The organism is Blautia sp. CGZ-1-C1 (assembly GCF_056504575.1).
Map to the genome: position 1 here is coordinate 15267 of NZ_JBWLUT010000102.1, position 16265 is coordinate 31531.

The 16265-nt window shown below is 41.7% G+C and carries 13 protein-coding genes, 1 tRNA gene and 1 pseudogene; 5 read left to right on the forward strand and 10 right to left on the reverse strand.

Features of this window, described 5'->3' with window-relative positions; translation table 11 throughout:
• Positions 1-5 precede the first annotated feature (5 nt).
• The 3 genes from AC058W_RS09070 to AC058W_RS09080 form a co-directional block, all read right to left on the reverse strand.
• Positions 6-1373: an MATE family efflux transporter gene (locus AC058W_RS09070; RefSeq protein ID WP_117676636.1), complete on the reverse strand. Its 1368-nt coding sequence runs from the start codon at positions 1371-1373 to the stop codon at positions 6-8.
• Positions 1370-1882: a tRNA adenosine(34) deaminase TadA gene (tadA, locus tag AC058W_RS09075; RefSeq protein WP_117676637.1), complete on the reverse strand. Its 513-nt coding sequence runs from the start codon at positions 1880-1882 to the stop codon at positions 1370-1372. The genes AC058W_RS09070 and tadA overlap by 4 nt, the downstream gene beginning before the upstream one ends.
• A 341-nt stretch (positions 1883-2223) precedes the next feature.
• A tRNA-Pro gene (locus tag AC058W_RS09080) sits at positions 2224-2297 on the reverse strand.
• Between the two features lie 399 nt (positions 2298-2696).
• Here AC058W_RS09080 and AC058W_RS09085 point away from each other — a divergent pair.
• Positions 2697-3701, forward strand: coding sequence for a DUF6128 domain-containing protein (locus AC058W_RS09085; protein WP_479389991.1), 1005 nt, complete (start codon positions 2697-2699; stop codon positions 3699-3701).
• On the opposite strand, the gene AC058W_RS09090 is transcribed toward AC058W_RS09085, so the two are convergent.
• The 5 genes from AC058W_RS09090 to AC058W_RS09110 form a co-directional block, all read right to left on the reverse strand.
• Positions 3672-4367, reverse strand: coding sequence for an anaerobic ribonucleoside-triphosphate reductase activating protein (locus AC058W_RS09090; protein ID WP_118137115.1), 696 nt, complete (start codon positions 4365-4367; stop codon positions 3672-3674). The genes AC058W_RS09085 and AC058W_RS09090 overlap by 30 nt on opposite strands.
• A 143-nt stretch (positions 4368-4510) precedes the next feature.
• Positions 4511-5824, reverse strand: coding sequence for a PcsB-like coiled-coil domain-containing protein (locus AC058W_RS09095; protein ID WP_479389992.1), 1314 nt, complete (start codon positions 5822-5824; stop codon positions 4511-4513).
• A gap of 262 nt (positions 5825-6086) precedes the next feature.
• A complete protein-coding gene (spoVG, locus tag AC058W_RS09100; protein WP_117845164.1) occupies positions 6087-6374 on the reverse strand; it encodes a septation regulator SpoVG in 288 nt (95 codons plus the stop codon).
• A gap of 47 nt (positions 6375-6421) precedes the next feature.
• Positions 6422-7540 carry a glucose-1-phosphate adenylyltransferase subunit GlgD gene (gene glgD, locus AC058W_RS09105; RefSeq protein ID WP_117676641.1) on the reverse strand — a complete coding sequence of 373 codons (1119 nt, stop codon included), beginning with the start codon at positions 7538-7540 and terminating at the stop codon, positions 6422-6424.
• Positions 7540-8814, reverse strand: a complete 1275-nt coding sequence (locus AC058W_RS09110; protein WP_117676642.1) for a glucose-1-phosphate adenylyltransferase — start codon at positions 8812-8814, stop codon at positions 7540-7542. The genes glgD and AC058W_RS09110 overlap by 1 nt, the downstream gene beginning before the upstream one ends.
• Positions 8815-9302: 488 nt before the next feature.
• Between AC058W_RS09110 and murC the strand changes: the two genes are divergently transcribed.
• The 4 genes from murC (at position 9303) to AC058W_RS09130 (ending at position 14706) form a co-directional block, all read left to right on the forward strand.
• Positions 9303-10682: a UDP-N-acetylmuramate--L-alanine ligase gene (gene murC / locus AC058W_RS09115; protein ID WP_117676643.1), complete on the forward strand. Its 1380-nt coding sequence runs from the start codon at positions 9303-9305 to the stop codon at positions 10680-10682.
• 564 nt (positions 10683-11246) lie between these two features.
• A complete protein-coding gene (locus AC058W_RS09120; protein WP_479389993.1) occupies positions 11247-12344 on the forward strand; it encodes a DnaD domain protein in 1098 nt (365 codons plus the stop codon).
• Between the two features lie 186 nt (positions 12345-12530).
• Entirely contained in the window at positions 12531-13514 is a 984-nt protein-coding gene (locus AC058W_RS09125) for an ATP-binding protein (RefSeq protein WP_117676645.1), read from the forward strand.
• Between the two features lie 4 nt (positions 13515-13518).
• The gene (locus AC058W_RS09130; RefSeq protein WP_117676646.1) at positions 13519-14706 is read left to right on the forward strand and encodes a ribose-phosphate pyrophosphokinase; all 1188 of its coding nucleotides are present in this window, start codon (positions 13519-13521) and stop codon (positions 14704-14706) included.
• 119 nt (positions 14707-14825) lie between these two features.
• On the opposite strand, the gene AC058W_RS09135 is transcribed toward AC058W_RS09130, so the two are convergent.
• The gene (locus AC058W_RS09135; protein ID WP_479389994.1) at positions 14826-15419 is read right to left on the reverse strand and encodes an ATP-binding protein; all 594 of its coding nucleotides are present in this window, start codon (positions 15417-15419) and stop codon (positions 14826-14828) included.
• Positions 15376-16265: pseudogene (locus AC058W_RS09140) on the reverse strand (hypothetical protein); the annotation flags it as partial. The pseudogene AC058W_RS09140 and the gene AC058W_RS09135, both read right to left, overlap by 44 nt.

A 16265-nucleotide genomic window follows, 5' to 3' on the forward strand; every position in this document is an offset into this window, starting at 1 on the left:
TTTCTTTAATCTTCTACAGCCTGTACACGGCTTTTGTTTTTGTATTTCTTCATCACATGAAAATAATATGGAACTAATGGTACAAGTGCGGCGATCCAGGCTGCAGGATCAGCCATACAGACTCCTGCAAAAGACGTATGTCCCGCGATCAGTACAACGATTCCTGCTCTTGCCGCCAGTTCGAATACGCCTCCAAGCATTGGTACAAGTCCGTATCCCATTCCCTGAAGGGTATTTCGATACAAAAAGATACTTCCAAGAAATGGATAAGCCCAGAACACTGTTCTGAAATATGTGACAGATACCTGCACTACATTCTGCTCTGATGGATCTACGAAAAGGTAGGTCAGATATTTTCCAAAGAAAAACATCAGGAGCATGACAAAGATACTCCATCCCCAGATCATCAACTGTGTATAGCGCACGCCCAGTTTCACACGATCCATTTTACCGGCGCCACGATTCTGTCCCACATAGGTTGCAATAGTCGCACCAAAGGATGTAAATACTGTGGCAAAAATATTCTGGATCTTACCGGCAGCAGAGAATCCGGCCATATGTACAGGTCCGTAAATATTGACCGCACTCTGCACAATAATGGTTCCGATTGCTGTAATCGAGAACTGCAATCCCATAGGAATTCCAAGCTTCAGAAGCCTGCCGAAACTGCCCCAGCATATCTCAAAATCCTTCCGCTCCAGATGAAGGATTGGAAATCTTTTTACAATATAAATCAGGCAGCACACTGCCGAAATTCCCTGTGCGATCACTGTGGCATATCCACATCCTTCTACACCCATTCCAAAAACTACGATGAAAACTACATCCAGAATAACATTGATCACAGCCGAAATGATCAGGAAATACAGTGGTGACTTGGAGTCACCCAACGCACGCAGGAAAGCAGCAAGTGCATTGTATGCACCTGTGATAATAAGACCTGCATAAATAATTCCCATATATGCAGTTACATCACCAAATACCTCTTCCGGCGAATTCATCAGATGCAGAATTGGTTTGTTCGCAAGACTGAATCCTATTGTCATAACAATGGAAAATGCAGCCATAAGGTAAATGGACATGGCAACATAATGGCGCATCCTGTCAAATTTTTTCGCTCCGAACATCTGGGCTACAATAATCGCAAACCCACTGCTAAGCCCATTCAGCCAGCCTGTTACAAAGAACATCAGCGAACCGGTGCTTCCAATTGCCGCAAGTGCATTTACGCCGATAAATTTTCCGGCAACGATCGAGTCCGCAATGTTATAAAACTGCTGGAAAAGATTTCCCAGACACATGGGAATCATAAATTTTATGATCAGACTCACCGGATTGCCGATTGTCATATCATTTGTTGTATCTCTTTTCATTCTTTCGCCTCAAGCCTCTCCTGTTCTAATTTTCGCGTTGCTTTTTCCTGTTTCTTTTTCTCACGAAGCCTTTTGAAGAAATCAGACAGCATTGTGGAACATTCTTCTTCCAAAACCCCCTGCGTAATTTTTACCTGATGATTAAACCCCTCTACCTGCAGAAGATTCATAACTGAACCCGCACAGCCTGCCTTAGCATTCATACAGCCAATCACAACTTCATCAATTCTGGACTGCACAAGCGCCCCGGAACACATCTGACATGGTTCCAGTGTCACGTACATCGTGCACCCCTCTAACCGCCAGTCACCAAGCTTTTTACTGGCTTTTCGGATTGCATTCAACTCTGCATGAGAGAGTGTGTTTCTATCTGTATTTCTCCTATTATATCCGCGTGCAATAATCTTTCCTTCATATACGATTACACAGCCAATTGGTACTTCTTCCAAAGCCTCCGCTTTCTTTGCCTGGCGGATAGCTTCTTTCATAAAACGTTCCTGATCTGTCAAGCTCTGCCTTCCTTTCCCATTTTTAACATAAAAAAAGCCCGGAGTTTCTTAACCCAAGCAAATTGAAATGTAACTTTATACGTTGAAGCTTACCCAAAGCCAAAATATAGCAAGCTTTTTCGTTTGAAATAACGATAGCAAAAATCTATTATAAAATCAACCCATTTACAAAATTTTTGCAGTCAATCGGATATTCGCAGTTACTGTTCATTGGAATTGGCTGTAAAAATTCGTGAAAAGCTTGCAAAAATTCATGAACTGGACAAACTGAAGGAAATGAGATAAAAAAAGAAAGTGCCGAGAACCTTGATTTCTCTGGCACTTTCGCTGTTTTATGCTAGTCGAAGCGACGGGATTCGAACCCACGACCTCTGCGTCCCGAACGCAGCGCTCTACCAAACTGAGCCACGCTTCGTCAATGCAAGTGATATTATATTAATAAAATCGCAGTTTGTCAATAGATTTTTTCAAATTTTTTTAATTTTTTCGAATATTTTTTTATCATGGTCATATACATTATTGAATCTGGTTTTACGGAGGGAAGATTTTGGCTGGATATCGGCGTTTTATCGCATATGTATATGACTACGAAAATGGTAAGAAAGGCAGTAACTGTGGTTTTATTAAAGTTGAGGTGAAAGATCAGCAATGTTCTGTTGAGGTACATCTGCATTGTCCGGGGCTTCCTGAGAATGTAATGTGCAGAATTTATGGATTTACGCGAAAGGATGGACTGATCAATGGTATCCTTCTGGATAGCTGTGAGACAGAGAAAGAAATTATCGAATGCCTGATCATAACAGATGCCTTGAATATGAATGAGTCTGGCATAGCGCTTGGAAAGATGGGCGGTATGGTTATTATTACTGATAATGGCGGATTCTTTGGCACAGAATGGGATGACCAGATAATCCGGCCTGAAAATTTCCGCGAGTTGAAAGTAGAAACTTCACGTACATCAGATAGTCCTGTCGATGAGATTTCACACACATCAGATGCGCCTATCGATGAATCTTCACCCAATATGGAAAATATAAACTCCGACAATATTGACACAAGTTTAAATGTTTCTGCTCCTGCTAACATTTCTGATTCTTCTTTCACTGCCACTATACAAGAAATCTCAATGCCACCCGAAGTTTCTGAAATACATACAAAATCACCGGATACATTCACAGAGGCCTCAAAATCTGTAAATGCCCCAGAGAATAATACATCTACAGTTTTTCCAGATCACATAAATCTTAATAAACCGAATACTTCTTTTGTATCTGTCGATTCTTCCAAGAATGCTATAAATGAAGGCGAAATATCTAAAAGCACCCCTGATTCTGTTGCTTCGCAGCCACTTACACAGACATTTAATGCCCTCAAAGAGAACTCCAAAGAATCTGACTCCAACATACTGTCTTCACAACAAAAGAGTAGTTTGCCCAAGAAAGTTTCGCCTTCCACACCCCCAGTAAATCCCCAAAATCGCAAAACTTCTTCCGAGTTTTCCCCATTCTCAGATGGCGAAATTGCAACAGCATGGAAAATTCATCTTAATGATCTAAAGCGTTTCCCGCGTCAATACTGTACACTGCGCAATAACCGTTTTATCCAGTATGGACATTATAATTTCGGGCATTTGCTTTTGGGGCAGAAAAATAATGGGCAATATATTCTGGGTGTTCCGGGCAGTTATAATCAGCAGGAGCGTTTTATGGCAAATATGTTTGGTTTTCCGTATTTCAAAGAAAGCGATTATATAGAAATGTCAAAAGCTCGCGGCGGCTACTGGTATCGTTTAATCGATGCCCCGGATTCCCACCGATAAAATTGTCTTCTGAAGAATCTTCTGAAAGCCCTGAAGTTCTTCAAAAGTGTAACTTTCATATCCAGGTCTCAGGACTCCGTCCGAGTCCTTATAGGCCTGGAGGTAATATTCTTTCGCTCCCTTAAGCCACTCTGCAATTTCTTCAAAATCTTTCTGCGTATGCAGTTCCCGCACAACTGTAGTCCGAAATTCATAGTCCAGTTTTCCATGAAGCAAAAAGTCCGCTGTCTCAAAGATGCTGTCCATGTCTGGTTTCTCAATTCCTGTCAGATTTCTATAATTATCGGGACAGGCCTTAATATCCATCGCCACCTTATCAATCAGTCCTGCCTCTGCCAGATGTTTCACTATCTCCGGACGTGAACCATTCGTGTCCAGTTTGACAGCATATCCCAGTTCTTTTATCTTCACTATAAATTCTTCCAGCCCGTCAGACAGGGTCGGCTCACCGCCTGAGATACAGACACCGTCAAGAATGCCTTTTCTCTTTTGTAAGAATGCCAGAAGTTCTTCCTGGGCATAATCCGGCTGTTCCCCAGGCGCTGTTACCAGCACACTGTTCTGGCAAAATGGACAGCGGAAATTGCAGCCTCCCAGAAATATGGTACTGGCTACTTTTCCCGGATAATCTAATAATGTTGTTTTATTAAAACCACAGATCCTCATTTATTTCCCCCATATAATACACAGAGCCAAAAGATATTTTATCCCTGACTTTATCTTAATAAATCCAATAAAATAGTAACAATTTCATCAATGCAAAAAGAACCCTGTTTGATCAGAGTTCTTTTTGTTGAATATTTTTATAATTAATTCAGCTGATAAACTTCTGCTGACTGGAGTCCAAAGCTTAATGCATCAGAATGATTGTTAAAGAAAATATCTACATGTCCGTAAGGAGTTCCCAGATCTTCTACTGTATAGACGTTTCCGTTGATCAGAAGCTGTGTTCCGAACGGAACGCCTGCCATAGCTACTGTACGTCCTGCTGTCGGAACTGTTCCGCTGGCTGTCAGGTTGCCTGCTGTGCCACAGCACTGTGCGCAGTTGCAATATGCAGTCAGTGTAAAGTTACCGAGGTATTTTCCCTGACTGGAGTCTGCGCTCTCTGAAGATGACTGGCTGTCATCTGATGCAGAACTGTCAGATGTATCTTCACTGCTGTCTGTGCTTTCTTCATAAGAAGAATCACTGTCTTCGCTATAAGAATCTTCTGAAACTGTATCTTCTGACGATTCCTCCTCTGAATATGTATCTCCTGACTCCTCTGTATCATAGGAATCTTCTTCGTAATCTTCAGAATCGGAGTTCTCTTCTTCGCTCTGTTCCTGTGCTGCCGTTGCTTCTGCCTCGGCCTGCGCCTGAGCTGCTTCTCTGGCAGCTTTCTCTTCTTCTGCCTGTTGTACCAGCCGGGCAATGCTGTTGTCCGCATTATTAATCTCTGCTGTCAGTGCTGCTGCCTCTTCCTGGCTGGCGCTGATCTGACTTACATAAGAAGAGATATTATCGCTGGTACTTGCCGCAAGTTCCTGAACCTCCTGCTGCTTGGATGCTCTTTCTGCAAGGAGTTCATCAATAGAAGCTTTCTCCTCTTTTGCAGTAGTTTCCTGATCCTTTATTGTATTCTGGAGGTTCTCGCATTTCTCCAGCATATTTCTGTCATACTGCGAAATCTTTGCAACGTTCTCGGCATTGTTGAGAAACTCTGACAGGTCTTTAGATGACAGCAATGTTGTCAGTGCAGATGTGCCGCCATTCTCATACATATACTGGATACGAAGTTTCATATCGTCATACTGTTTATTTAACGCTTTCTTTGCTTTCTTTAATTCTGTGTGAAGCTGATTCAGTTCATTCTCTTTCTCTCCCGCCTGTATGCTGAGTTCTGAGATTGCATTGGTCAGATCTTCATACTGTGTATTTAAATCAGACAGATAGTTCTCCAGCTCCTGCTTCTTGCTCTCAAGGCTGTCAATGTTCGCCTGTGCCTGAGCAAGTCCGGCTTCTGCTTCCTGTTTCTGAGCCTGCATATCAGCTATAGCATCTTCTGTTGCATATGCAGTTGTTCCCATGGAAAAAGTAAGCATTGCTGCCAGCAGTAATGAAAAAACTTTTTTCTTCATAAATTAATCACCTTTCTCGTTAATCTGAAGTCCAGTATAACATATTTCGTAAAAAAATCAACACTTTTTATTAACTTCTGTAATAATTACGTAATATTTCATAATTTTAAATACTACAAAAAAGAAGCCCGCACGACAGGACTTTTTTAACAGGATATCACGGCAAATTTCTATCACGCAAAAAACAGACACCATCTCATCTCTGAGACAATGCCTGTTCCTCTTAACCTATTTTCAGTATTTCACGTTTATTCTTTACCAGTTATTCTGCAGCCACTGCTTCTTCTGGCTCTGCGTCCATGACTTCCTGGTATTTCTCCAGAATAATTGTCTGGATTCTGTCACGTGTTCCGGAATTGATCGGGTGCGCGATATCGCGATATTCTCCGTCAGTTGCCTTGCGGCTTGGCATAGCGATAAATAATCCTTTTTCTCCTTCAATTACCTTAATATCATGTACTACAAATTCATCGTCAATTGTAATGGAAACAACTGCCTTCATCTTTCCTTCTTTTGCTACCTTTCTCACACGCACGTCAGTAATATTCATGATATATTAGCTCCTTTCGATTTTACCGAATCTATCCGGCTTTTTACTTATAATACATATCTGTCATTTTTCTCCACGACGATCTTCACTTCTCCCTCGCCGCAGTAATACGAATTTGCACGAATAGTATCCCGGCTTTCAACAATGCAGTTCTCAATATGGGTATTATCGCCCAGATATACATTGTTTAAAATCACAGAGTTCTTAATAACGCAGTTATTTCCTACAAATACGTCTTTAAAAAGAACGGAATTCTCTACCGTACCGTTAATGATACATCCGCTGGCAACCAGGCTGTTCTTAACCTGTGCTCCCGGATTATATTTTGCAGGTGGCAGGTCATCAATCTTTGTCTTAATCGTTGGTTCCTGTTTGAAGAAATAATTTCTGATCTCCGGTTTCAGGAAATCCATGTTTGTCTTGTAATATGCTTCTGCTGTAGAAATATTGCTCCAGTATTTATCAATCTTATATCCGTAGATTCTCTTAAGATTCTTATAACGGATCAGGATATCCTGGACGAAATCATGACGTCCTTCCTGTGCAGCTCTCTCGATAAGCTCGATCAGCTGTCTTCTGCGGATAACGTAAATACCTGTTGAAATTGTATTATAGGAAGAAACCATTGGTTTCTCTTCAAATTCTTCAATCCTGCAGTCTTCGTTCATGCGCAGAACACCAAATCTCTCAATTTCATTTGGATCATCACAGGTAGTACATACAACTGTAACGTCTGCACGTTTGGCAATATGATATTCAAGAACTTTATTGTAGTCCATCTTATAGATACAATCTCCAGATGCAATTACAACATATGGCTCATGACTACTCTTAAGGAACTGCAGGTTCTGATAGATTGCATCTGCTGTTCCCTGATACCAGAGGCTGTTCTCCTTTGTGATGGTAGGTGTAAATACAAAAAGACCACCCTGTTTTCGTCCGAAATCCCACCATTTGGATGAACTTAAATGTTCATTCAGGGAACGGGCATTGTACTGTGTCAGAACAGCAACTTTCTGGATATGAGAACTTGCCATGTTGCTCAGTGCGAAGTCAATGCTCCTGTAGCTTCCGGCTATCGGCATTGCCGCAATCGCTCTCTTATTTGATAATTCTCTCATGCGGTTATTATTACCGCCTGCCAAAATAATACCTATTGCTCTCATTATTTGTCACCGTCCTTTGCTGCAATTACCTGTCCGCCGGCCAGCTCACCATCCGGATAATCCTCAGGTGTAGTAATTCCTGATATTGCTGTATTCTTGCCAATTCTTACATTATCCGGAATCACACTGCGCTCACCGACAGTAGCGATTCCAAATGAATATACTGCTGGTTTCAGCACGTTCGGTGCTTCCTCTCCGCATCCCAATACAACATTATTTCCGATCGTAACATCCTCGGCAATGATTGCTTTATCCATCTGTACGCCCTCTCCGATCGTTGAGTTACGCATAATGATAGAATCGCGGATCACACTGCCCTTTCCGATCACAACATTCGGTCCGATTACTGAATTATGTACTTCTCCGTAAATCTCCGCACCCTCTCCGATCAGACATCTGTCAGTAACAGCTTCTGCGGAAATATACTGCGGCGGGATGATATCTCCCTTTGTATAAATCTTCCAGAATTCTTCGTACAGATTAAATTCCGGAATGATATCGATCAGTTCCATATTGGCTTCCCAATAAGAGCCAAGTGTTCCTACGTCCTTCCAGTATCCATTGTATTCATAGGCAAAAAGTCTCTCACCTTTCTCCTTACAATATGGAAGAACATGTTTACCAAAGTCACAGCTGCTCTGATCCTTCAAAGTCATCAGCGCTTCTTTTAAAGCAGGCCAGCTGAAAATATAGATACCCATGGATGCCAGATTACTGCTTGGATGCTCCGGTTTCTCTTCGAACTCTGTGATTCTTCCCATCTCATCTGTTACCATGATACCAAAACGGCTTGCTTCCTCAATAGGAACCGGCATACAGGCAATTGTCACGTCCGCTTTATTCGCTTTATGGAAATCAAGCATCACTTCGTAATCCATCTTATAGATATGGTCACCGGATAAGATCAGAACGTAATCCGGGTTATACTGTTCCATATAATCCATGTTCTGGAAGATCGCATTGGCCGTTCCTGTATACCACTCACTGCTGGTACTCTTCTCGTAAGGTGGAAGTACTGTTACACCACCTTCATTTCTGTCAAGATCCCACGGAATACCGATGCCAATATGTGTATTAAGCCTGAGAGGCTGATACTGTGTTAATACGCCTACTGTATCGATACCCGAATTAATGCAGTTACTTAACGGAAAATCTATGATGCGGTATTTTCCGCCAAAAGAAACTGCAGGTTTTGCTACTTTTTCTGTCAGTACACCCAGTCTGCTGCCCTGGCCGCCAGCTAGAAGCATGGCTATCATTTCTTTCTTAATCATGCAATCACCTCTTGTTGTAATTATGATTATTTAATTATAGCACATTTTCCCCCGATAGTGAACATTATTTACAATTTTTGTTTGATATATTTATTTTTTTTATTATTTTTGCACACGTTTTTTCATTTGTTTGCTGTGTTTCTCCCTATATAATTATGCACTTTTTATATATATATTGTCGTTTTTTGTATTTTTTTATCATGTAGGACATACTTAAAGAAGCTCTTTTCATTTTCAGGCACAGGGAGTATAATGAGTTAAATATGTTACTGTTCACTCTGTTCTCAGTAACACGCTTCGCGATGCAGGAAATATGAACCTCCTTGCGCAAGGCCCAAAGAGTATCGTTTGCTTCGCAAACTTATTTATGCTATTCGCATAAATTCGCACAGTATATCTCGGAATTTTAGCATTTTTATGTCAAAACATCTCGCGGGATAGTGGTGTGTGAGTAGTAACTTAAATATATTTAATAAGGAGATTATAGAATGTATCAGATAGATTTTCATAAACCACTTCATATACACTTTATCGGTATCGGCGGAATCAGTATGAGCGGACTGGCTGAGATTCTTCTCGGAGAAGACTTTGTTATCTCCGGTTCAGACTCCAAATCCAGCCCTCTTACTCAGGCACTTGAGCAAAAAGGAGCTACTGTTTACTACGGTCAGCGTGCCTCAAATATCACAGACAACGTAGATGTTGTCGTATATACTGCAGCTATCCATCCTGACAATCCGGAATTTGCCTGTGCAAAGGAAAAAGGACTTCCTATGCTTACACGTGCAGAACTTCTCGGACAGATCATGCGAAATTATGATACACCGATCGCTATTTCCGGAACTCATGGAAAAACTACCACAACCTCTATGGTATCTCATATCCTTCTTGCAGGAGACTGTGATCCTACGATCAGTGTCGGCGGTATCCTTCCGGCTATCGGCGGTAATATCCGGGTTGGCGAATCTGAAACATTTGTCACAGAAGCCTGTGAATATACAAACAGCTTCCTGAGCTTTTTTCCGAAGATCAGTATTATCCTGAACATGGATGCTGACCATCTGGATTTCTTTAAGGATATTGATGACATTCGTCATTCTTTCCGTCGTTTTGCAGAACTTCTTCCTGCTGACGGCACACTGATCATTAACGCAGATACTCCTAAATATGAAGACATTATCCGCGATCTTCCATGTAATGTGATCACTTACGGTCTGGAACACGATGCCGATTATCAGGCAGCTGATATCACTTATGATAAATATGGACATGCATCCTTCTCTGTTCTTCGTAATGGTGTAAAAGTTGGCAGCTATTACCTGAAAGTGCCGGGCATCCACAATGTTTCCAATGCTCTGGCAGCTATCGCTCTTGGTCATCTTCTTGGTCTTTCCGAAGAAGTGATCATTAAGGGACTTGGAAGCTTCACAGGAACAGACCGCCGTTTCCAGTATAAAGGTGAAGTTGCAGGCGTTACTATCGTAGACGATTATGCACATCATCCGACAGAGATCGAGGCTACTCTTCATGCAGCGCACAATTATCCACACAAGAAATTATGGTGCGTATTCCAGCCTCATACATATACACGTACCAAAGCGCTCCTTCCGGAATTCGCCAAGGCACTGAGTCTGGCAGACCATGTAGTGGTTGCAGATATTTATGCTGCAAGAGAAACAGATACTCTTGGTATTTCCTCTGAGGATCTGCAGAAACGAATTCAGGAACTTGGAACTCCATGTGAATACTTCCCGACATTTGACGAGATTGAGAATTATCTTCTTTCTAACTGTCAGGAAGGTGATTTGCTCATCACTATGGGTGCGGGAGATGTCGTAAATATCGGAGAGCAGCTGCTTGGTAAATAATACAGGCAGATTATAAGATTTTTTCTTAATATTAGATGATTGTTAAAGTCCTCGGCTTATTGCCGGGGATTTTTCTATTGTAAATGCAGGATTTTACTGAATGCCAGGATTCTTTGAAAAAAGTTATAAACAATTTATCCCCCTTTGTATTACGCATATTTATGCGTATTTGAGTGACTTATCCACATTATCCACATTGTTATACACATTTTTATCCGCTTAAATATGTGGACTTATATGTGTACAAGTCACTTTACATAATTCGACTTCATTTATCCCTGTGATACATCATTTTTCCATAAAATTCGCCATTTTTCTAGTTTCCGATAATATATAAACAATTTCACCTTTCCACATTATCCACATTATCCACATTCAAATGTGGAAGAAATCTCAGGCAAAATCCCCTATTCTCTTTTAAAAAATCTTGTGCTATAATTCAGGTTATCATTCAGGGTGTTACTGTTGACTCCGTTCAATACCATACTTCACGTCACACAGTAACTTTGAATTACCCAAAACAACCGATAAACTGTAGCTTATTAAGAAAGAGAGTGGAGATTCATGGCTATGATCACATTACAGAATTCCCGCAATGCGGAAGTGACTGTATTAACAAACAATTTCATAGACAACTATATGCCCGAAGCCAACGGAGAATTTGTAAAAGTATACATCTATCTTCTGAGGCTTCTTTCTGACGCATCCGTACCTTTCAGTCTGGAGCAGATGGCAGATCACTTCTTCTGTACAGAAAGAGATATTGTCCGCGCCTTGAAATATTGGGAAAAGGTAAATCTCCTTACCCTGACTTACAGAAGCAACGAAGACATTACGGACATTACTCTGAACGTACCGCCTGTTAAATCTGACGTTTCTGATTCATCAAAACCAGCTGTTCAGACAGTTTCTGTTGCACAAGATACTGTCGCCCAGTCATCTGATGTTTCAGCTCCGTCCACAAAGCCGGCCGCCAGATCAGCTTCTTCACTCTCACCAGACCGTGTAAAAGAATTAAAGCAGAACGATGAGATCGTGCAGCTCCTTTATATTGCAGAACAATATCTCGGTAAAACACTCACACCTACTGAAATGAAGAAAATCTTATTCTTCTATGATGAGCTGAAGTTTTCACCGGATCTGATTGAATACCTGATTGAGTATAGCGTCAGCCGCGGACATAAGAGCATCCGGTACATAGAAACTGTCGCTCTTGCATGGGCAGATGAAGGAATCACCACTGTCACTATGGCAAAAGAAGCTAACTCCCGTTATGCAAAAGAATACTTCACTATCTTTAAATCTATGGGAATCAGCGGCCGAAATCCAGTAGATACAGAAATTTCTCTTATGAATACCTGGCTTAATGATTATGGCTTTTCTATGGATATTATTCAGGAGGCTTGCAGCCGTACAGTCCTCTCCACCGGACAGCCAAGTTTCCAGTATGCGGATAAAATTCTTTCCGGATGGAAAGATAAAAATGTCCGCACATTAGCTGATGTCCGTCTTCTTGATGCACAGCACCAGCGTCAGAAACTGGAGAAAAAGACACAGAAGAAAGCCGCCGCGCCTAAGCCGGCTGCTACAAATCGTTTTAATAATTTCCATCAGCGGGAATATGATTTTAGTGAATATGAGAAAAAATTGCTGAATCAATAGATGTTTTACAGTAACTATTCAGCAGTCTACTATCCCGCGAGGGTGTTTTGGCATGAACATGCCAAAATCCCGAGACATACAAGTCAAAATCCCATCGCCGAAGGCGATTTTTAATGGATTTTGACTCGTAACTGTGAAGGTACTGAACAGTTACGTTTTACATAACAAAAGAAAGGGTGCAGCATTATGCCTTTACAGAATTATCAGTATGATACAATTATGAGGGAATACAGCAAGACGCAATCACAAAACCGCCGCATTCTCGAAGAACGCACACAGGAAATTTATGAGAAGATCCCCCGTATCCGCGAGATAGATGAGGAAGTTGCAACTTTAAGTGCCAGAAAGGCAAGAGCACTCTTAAGTGGAGAATCTTCCAGTCTCGAGGATCTCAAAGCAGCAATTTCTCTTTTGTCTCAGGAGCGCAATGCTCTGCTTGTATGTAATTCCTATCCGGAGGATTATCTGGAGCTTCCTTATAAGTGTCCGATCTGCCAGGATACAGGCTATGTGGGCAGTCAGAAATGTACCTGTTTTAAGAAAGCAGAGATTGAGCTGCTCTACACACAGTCCAATTTAAAAGAAATTCTCAAAAAAGAAAACTTTGACCACTTTTCTTTTGATTACTATTCTGATACAATGAAGAACGAAGCCACAGGGCTGACCGAAAGGGAAACAGCCAAAAGGGCTTATGATATAGCCAGAGGGTTCGTGAGAAACTTTGATGATTCTTTCGAGAATCTGTTTCTTTACGGTGATACCGGTGTAGGCAAGACTTTTCTTTCCCACTGTATTGCTCATGAACTTCTGGAATCAGCACACTGCGTAATGTATTTTTCCGCATTTGACCTGTTTGATCTGCTTGCAGAATCCAAATTTTCCAGAGAGAAAACAGAAGGCGAGGAATTTGTATTTGACAGTGATCTGCTGATTATCGACGACCTGGGAACCGAACTTACCAACAGCTTTGTCTCTTCCCAGCTGTTTTTGTGCATAAACGAACGTATCATGCGCAGGAAGTCTACGATCATATCAACAAATCTGAAACTGGAAAATTTCTCGGATACTTATTCCGAGCGAACTTTTTCGCGAATCGCCAGCAATTACCGCATGGTTAAACTGGAAGGAAAGGATATCCGTATACAGAAAATTTTTTTAGGAGGAAAATAAAATCATGGCACAGGCAACAACTAAAGATTTAACTACACTTCCGGTGGGCAGACTTGGTCTGATCCCTCTGATCAGCTGTAAGGATCTGGGTGAGAAAGTAAACGAATGGCTGGTGCAGTGGCGCAAGGAACGCAGCCACGAAGAGTTTGATTCTTTTGCATTCGAGGGATATCAGAGAGATTCCTATCTGATCCCGGTTCAGACAGCACGTTTCGGTTCCGGTGAAGCGAAATGCACGATCATGGAATCCGTACGTGGTGATGATATCTATCTGATGGTTGATGTATGTAACTACAGTCTTACCTATAATATTGGACCGTATAAGAATCTTATGTCCCCTGATGACCATTTTCAGGATCTGAAACGTGTTATCGGCGCTATCGGCGGAAAGGCCCGCAGAGTAAACGTTATTATGCCATATCTGTATGAAAGCCGCCAGAATATCCGCAGCGGCAGAGAGTCCCTGGACTGCGCAACAGCACTTCAGGAACTTGTAAGCATGGGTGTGGAGAACATCATTACATTCGATGCACATGACGCTCGTGTACAGAATGCAACACCACTGCATGGATTTGAAACAGTGCAGCCATCCTATCAGTTCATCAAGGCTCTTCTCAAAAACGAAGAAGGACTGCATATTGACAATGATCACTTTATGATTATCAGCCCTGATGAGGGAAGTATGAATCGTGCAATTTATCTTGCCAACATTCTTGGTGTTGATATGGGTATGTATTATAAACGTCTTGACTACTCCAAGAGAATCAACGGACGTCATCCGATCGCAGCTTACGAATTCCTTGGACCAAACCTTAAAGGCAAGGATATGATTCTGATCGATGATATGATTTCCTCCGGTGATACAGTTATTAAGATTTCTTCTCTTCTTAAAGAAAGAGGCGCCGGCAGAATTTATATCTGTTCTACTTTCGGACTGTTCACAGATGGACTTGAGAAATTTGACGAAGCTCATAAAGCAGGTGTGTTTGACAAACTGCTTACCACAAACCTGATCTACCAGTCTCCTGAGCTTCTCGCAAAAGACTATTATATCTCCTGCGATATGAGTAAATATATTGCCCTGATCATTGATACTCTGAATCATGACCAGTCCGTCAGCCATCTGCTCAACCCGGTTGACAGAATCAACCGTTGTGTAAGCAATTACATGGCTCAGTATAAGGAAAAATAATAACTAATAAGTAACAAAGGCGGATTGCAGATATCCGACTGACTCATAAAAAGAGAGATTATATGTTTAACTCCTGTTAACACATTTCGGAGTAATTACATATAATCTCTCTTTTTTATTTATGAAAGAATCAATTTTTGATATGGAATTCCTTCCCTGTCCAGAATCTCCATCTCCCGTTTATGGCAGGTACTGATAATGATCTGTTTATTTTCTTTATGCATCCATCTGAGAACTGCCGCGAGCCGTTCTTCATCATACATGCCAAATACATCATCCAGTATCACCGGAAAACTCTCTTCCTGGCACAGAAGCTCACCTGCCGCCATACGAAGTGCAAAGTAGATCTGTTCCATTGTCCCTCTGCTGAGACGTTCCAGCGCTACTGTTCTGTCACCGGTATTCACTGTCATACGGAATCCTGCATCCATGAGGACTTCCTGATACTTTCCGCCGGTAATTTCACTTAATATCTGAGAAGTACGGATCCGAAGTTTTCTACCTACCTGATGATGGATATTTCCTGAAAGCATCTCAATCGTTTCCATAGCCATATTTAAAGCCTGCACTTCCATCTCCTCTGACGTCGGCAGATAGGAATTCTCTTCATATTCCTGATATTCTTCCTGAAGATTACGGAGTGCCGTCTCTTTCTCGTCATAATCCTGTTTAAGGCTTTCTTTGCTCCATTTCAGTTTCTCCTGTCTGGACATTCCAGCGACTCTTCATACGCATTCTCTTCTGAAATTCTCTTGCGTATTTCATCTGCTGTTTTCCACAGAATCCCACCAGCATCGCAGCTATAACGGCAACAACAATGCTCACCACAACGCTGTCCGCCATAATCGCAGATAAAATCAGCGCTATGATTCCGACTGCCGCTGACACCAACATTCCCATAGCAAATCCATTTCTTTTCTTTCTTGTCTCTGCAAGTCTCTCGTCCAGAAGAACCGCACCATTTTCATCACCGGGGCGCATCCCAAGAGAACCTTCCTTCTCATCAATATCTGCAAGTTTTTCTTTCAGATCATTCATTTCATTTATCACATAATCCATCTTTGCCTGAAGCTTCTGCTGTTCTGTTTCTGTTTCCTTCTGCTTCCGGTCTGCCTGTACCTGGTAGCCTTTTCTTGACATTTTCAGCATCTGCATGGCACGTCCAAGATCTATGGAGCTGTCTCCCGCTCCCTGATAACTTGCCATATAATTCTGAAGTTCACGTACCAGGTCCTGACCTGTTACGCTCTTAAGCTGCGCAACAGAAACTGTATTATCGTAAATAGCCTCACTGATATTTCCAAAGATTTTCTCCAGTCCCACCTCATCAATATCTGCCAGTTCTTTCGTATCCTCATTCAGCAACTCTGCCAGAACATGATCTTTCTGAAAATTTCTGGACAGACGGTAGTCATGGTCTTTACTGTTAAACCATATAATACCGCCATACACTCCCGGATTTTCCCATGGTTCATATGTATTGTAGGTATCGTTTCTCGCAGCCTTTCCACGCATTCTGGTCAGTCCAAAGAGCATACTCTTTCTTCTAAAGTAATAGT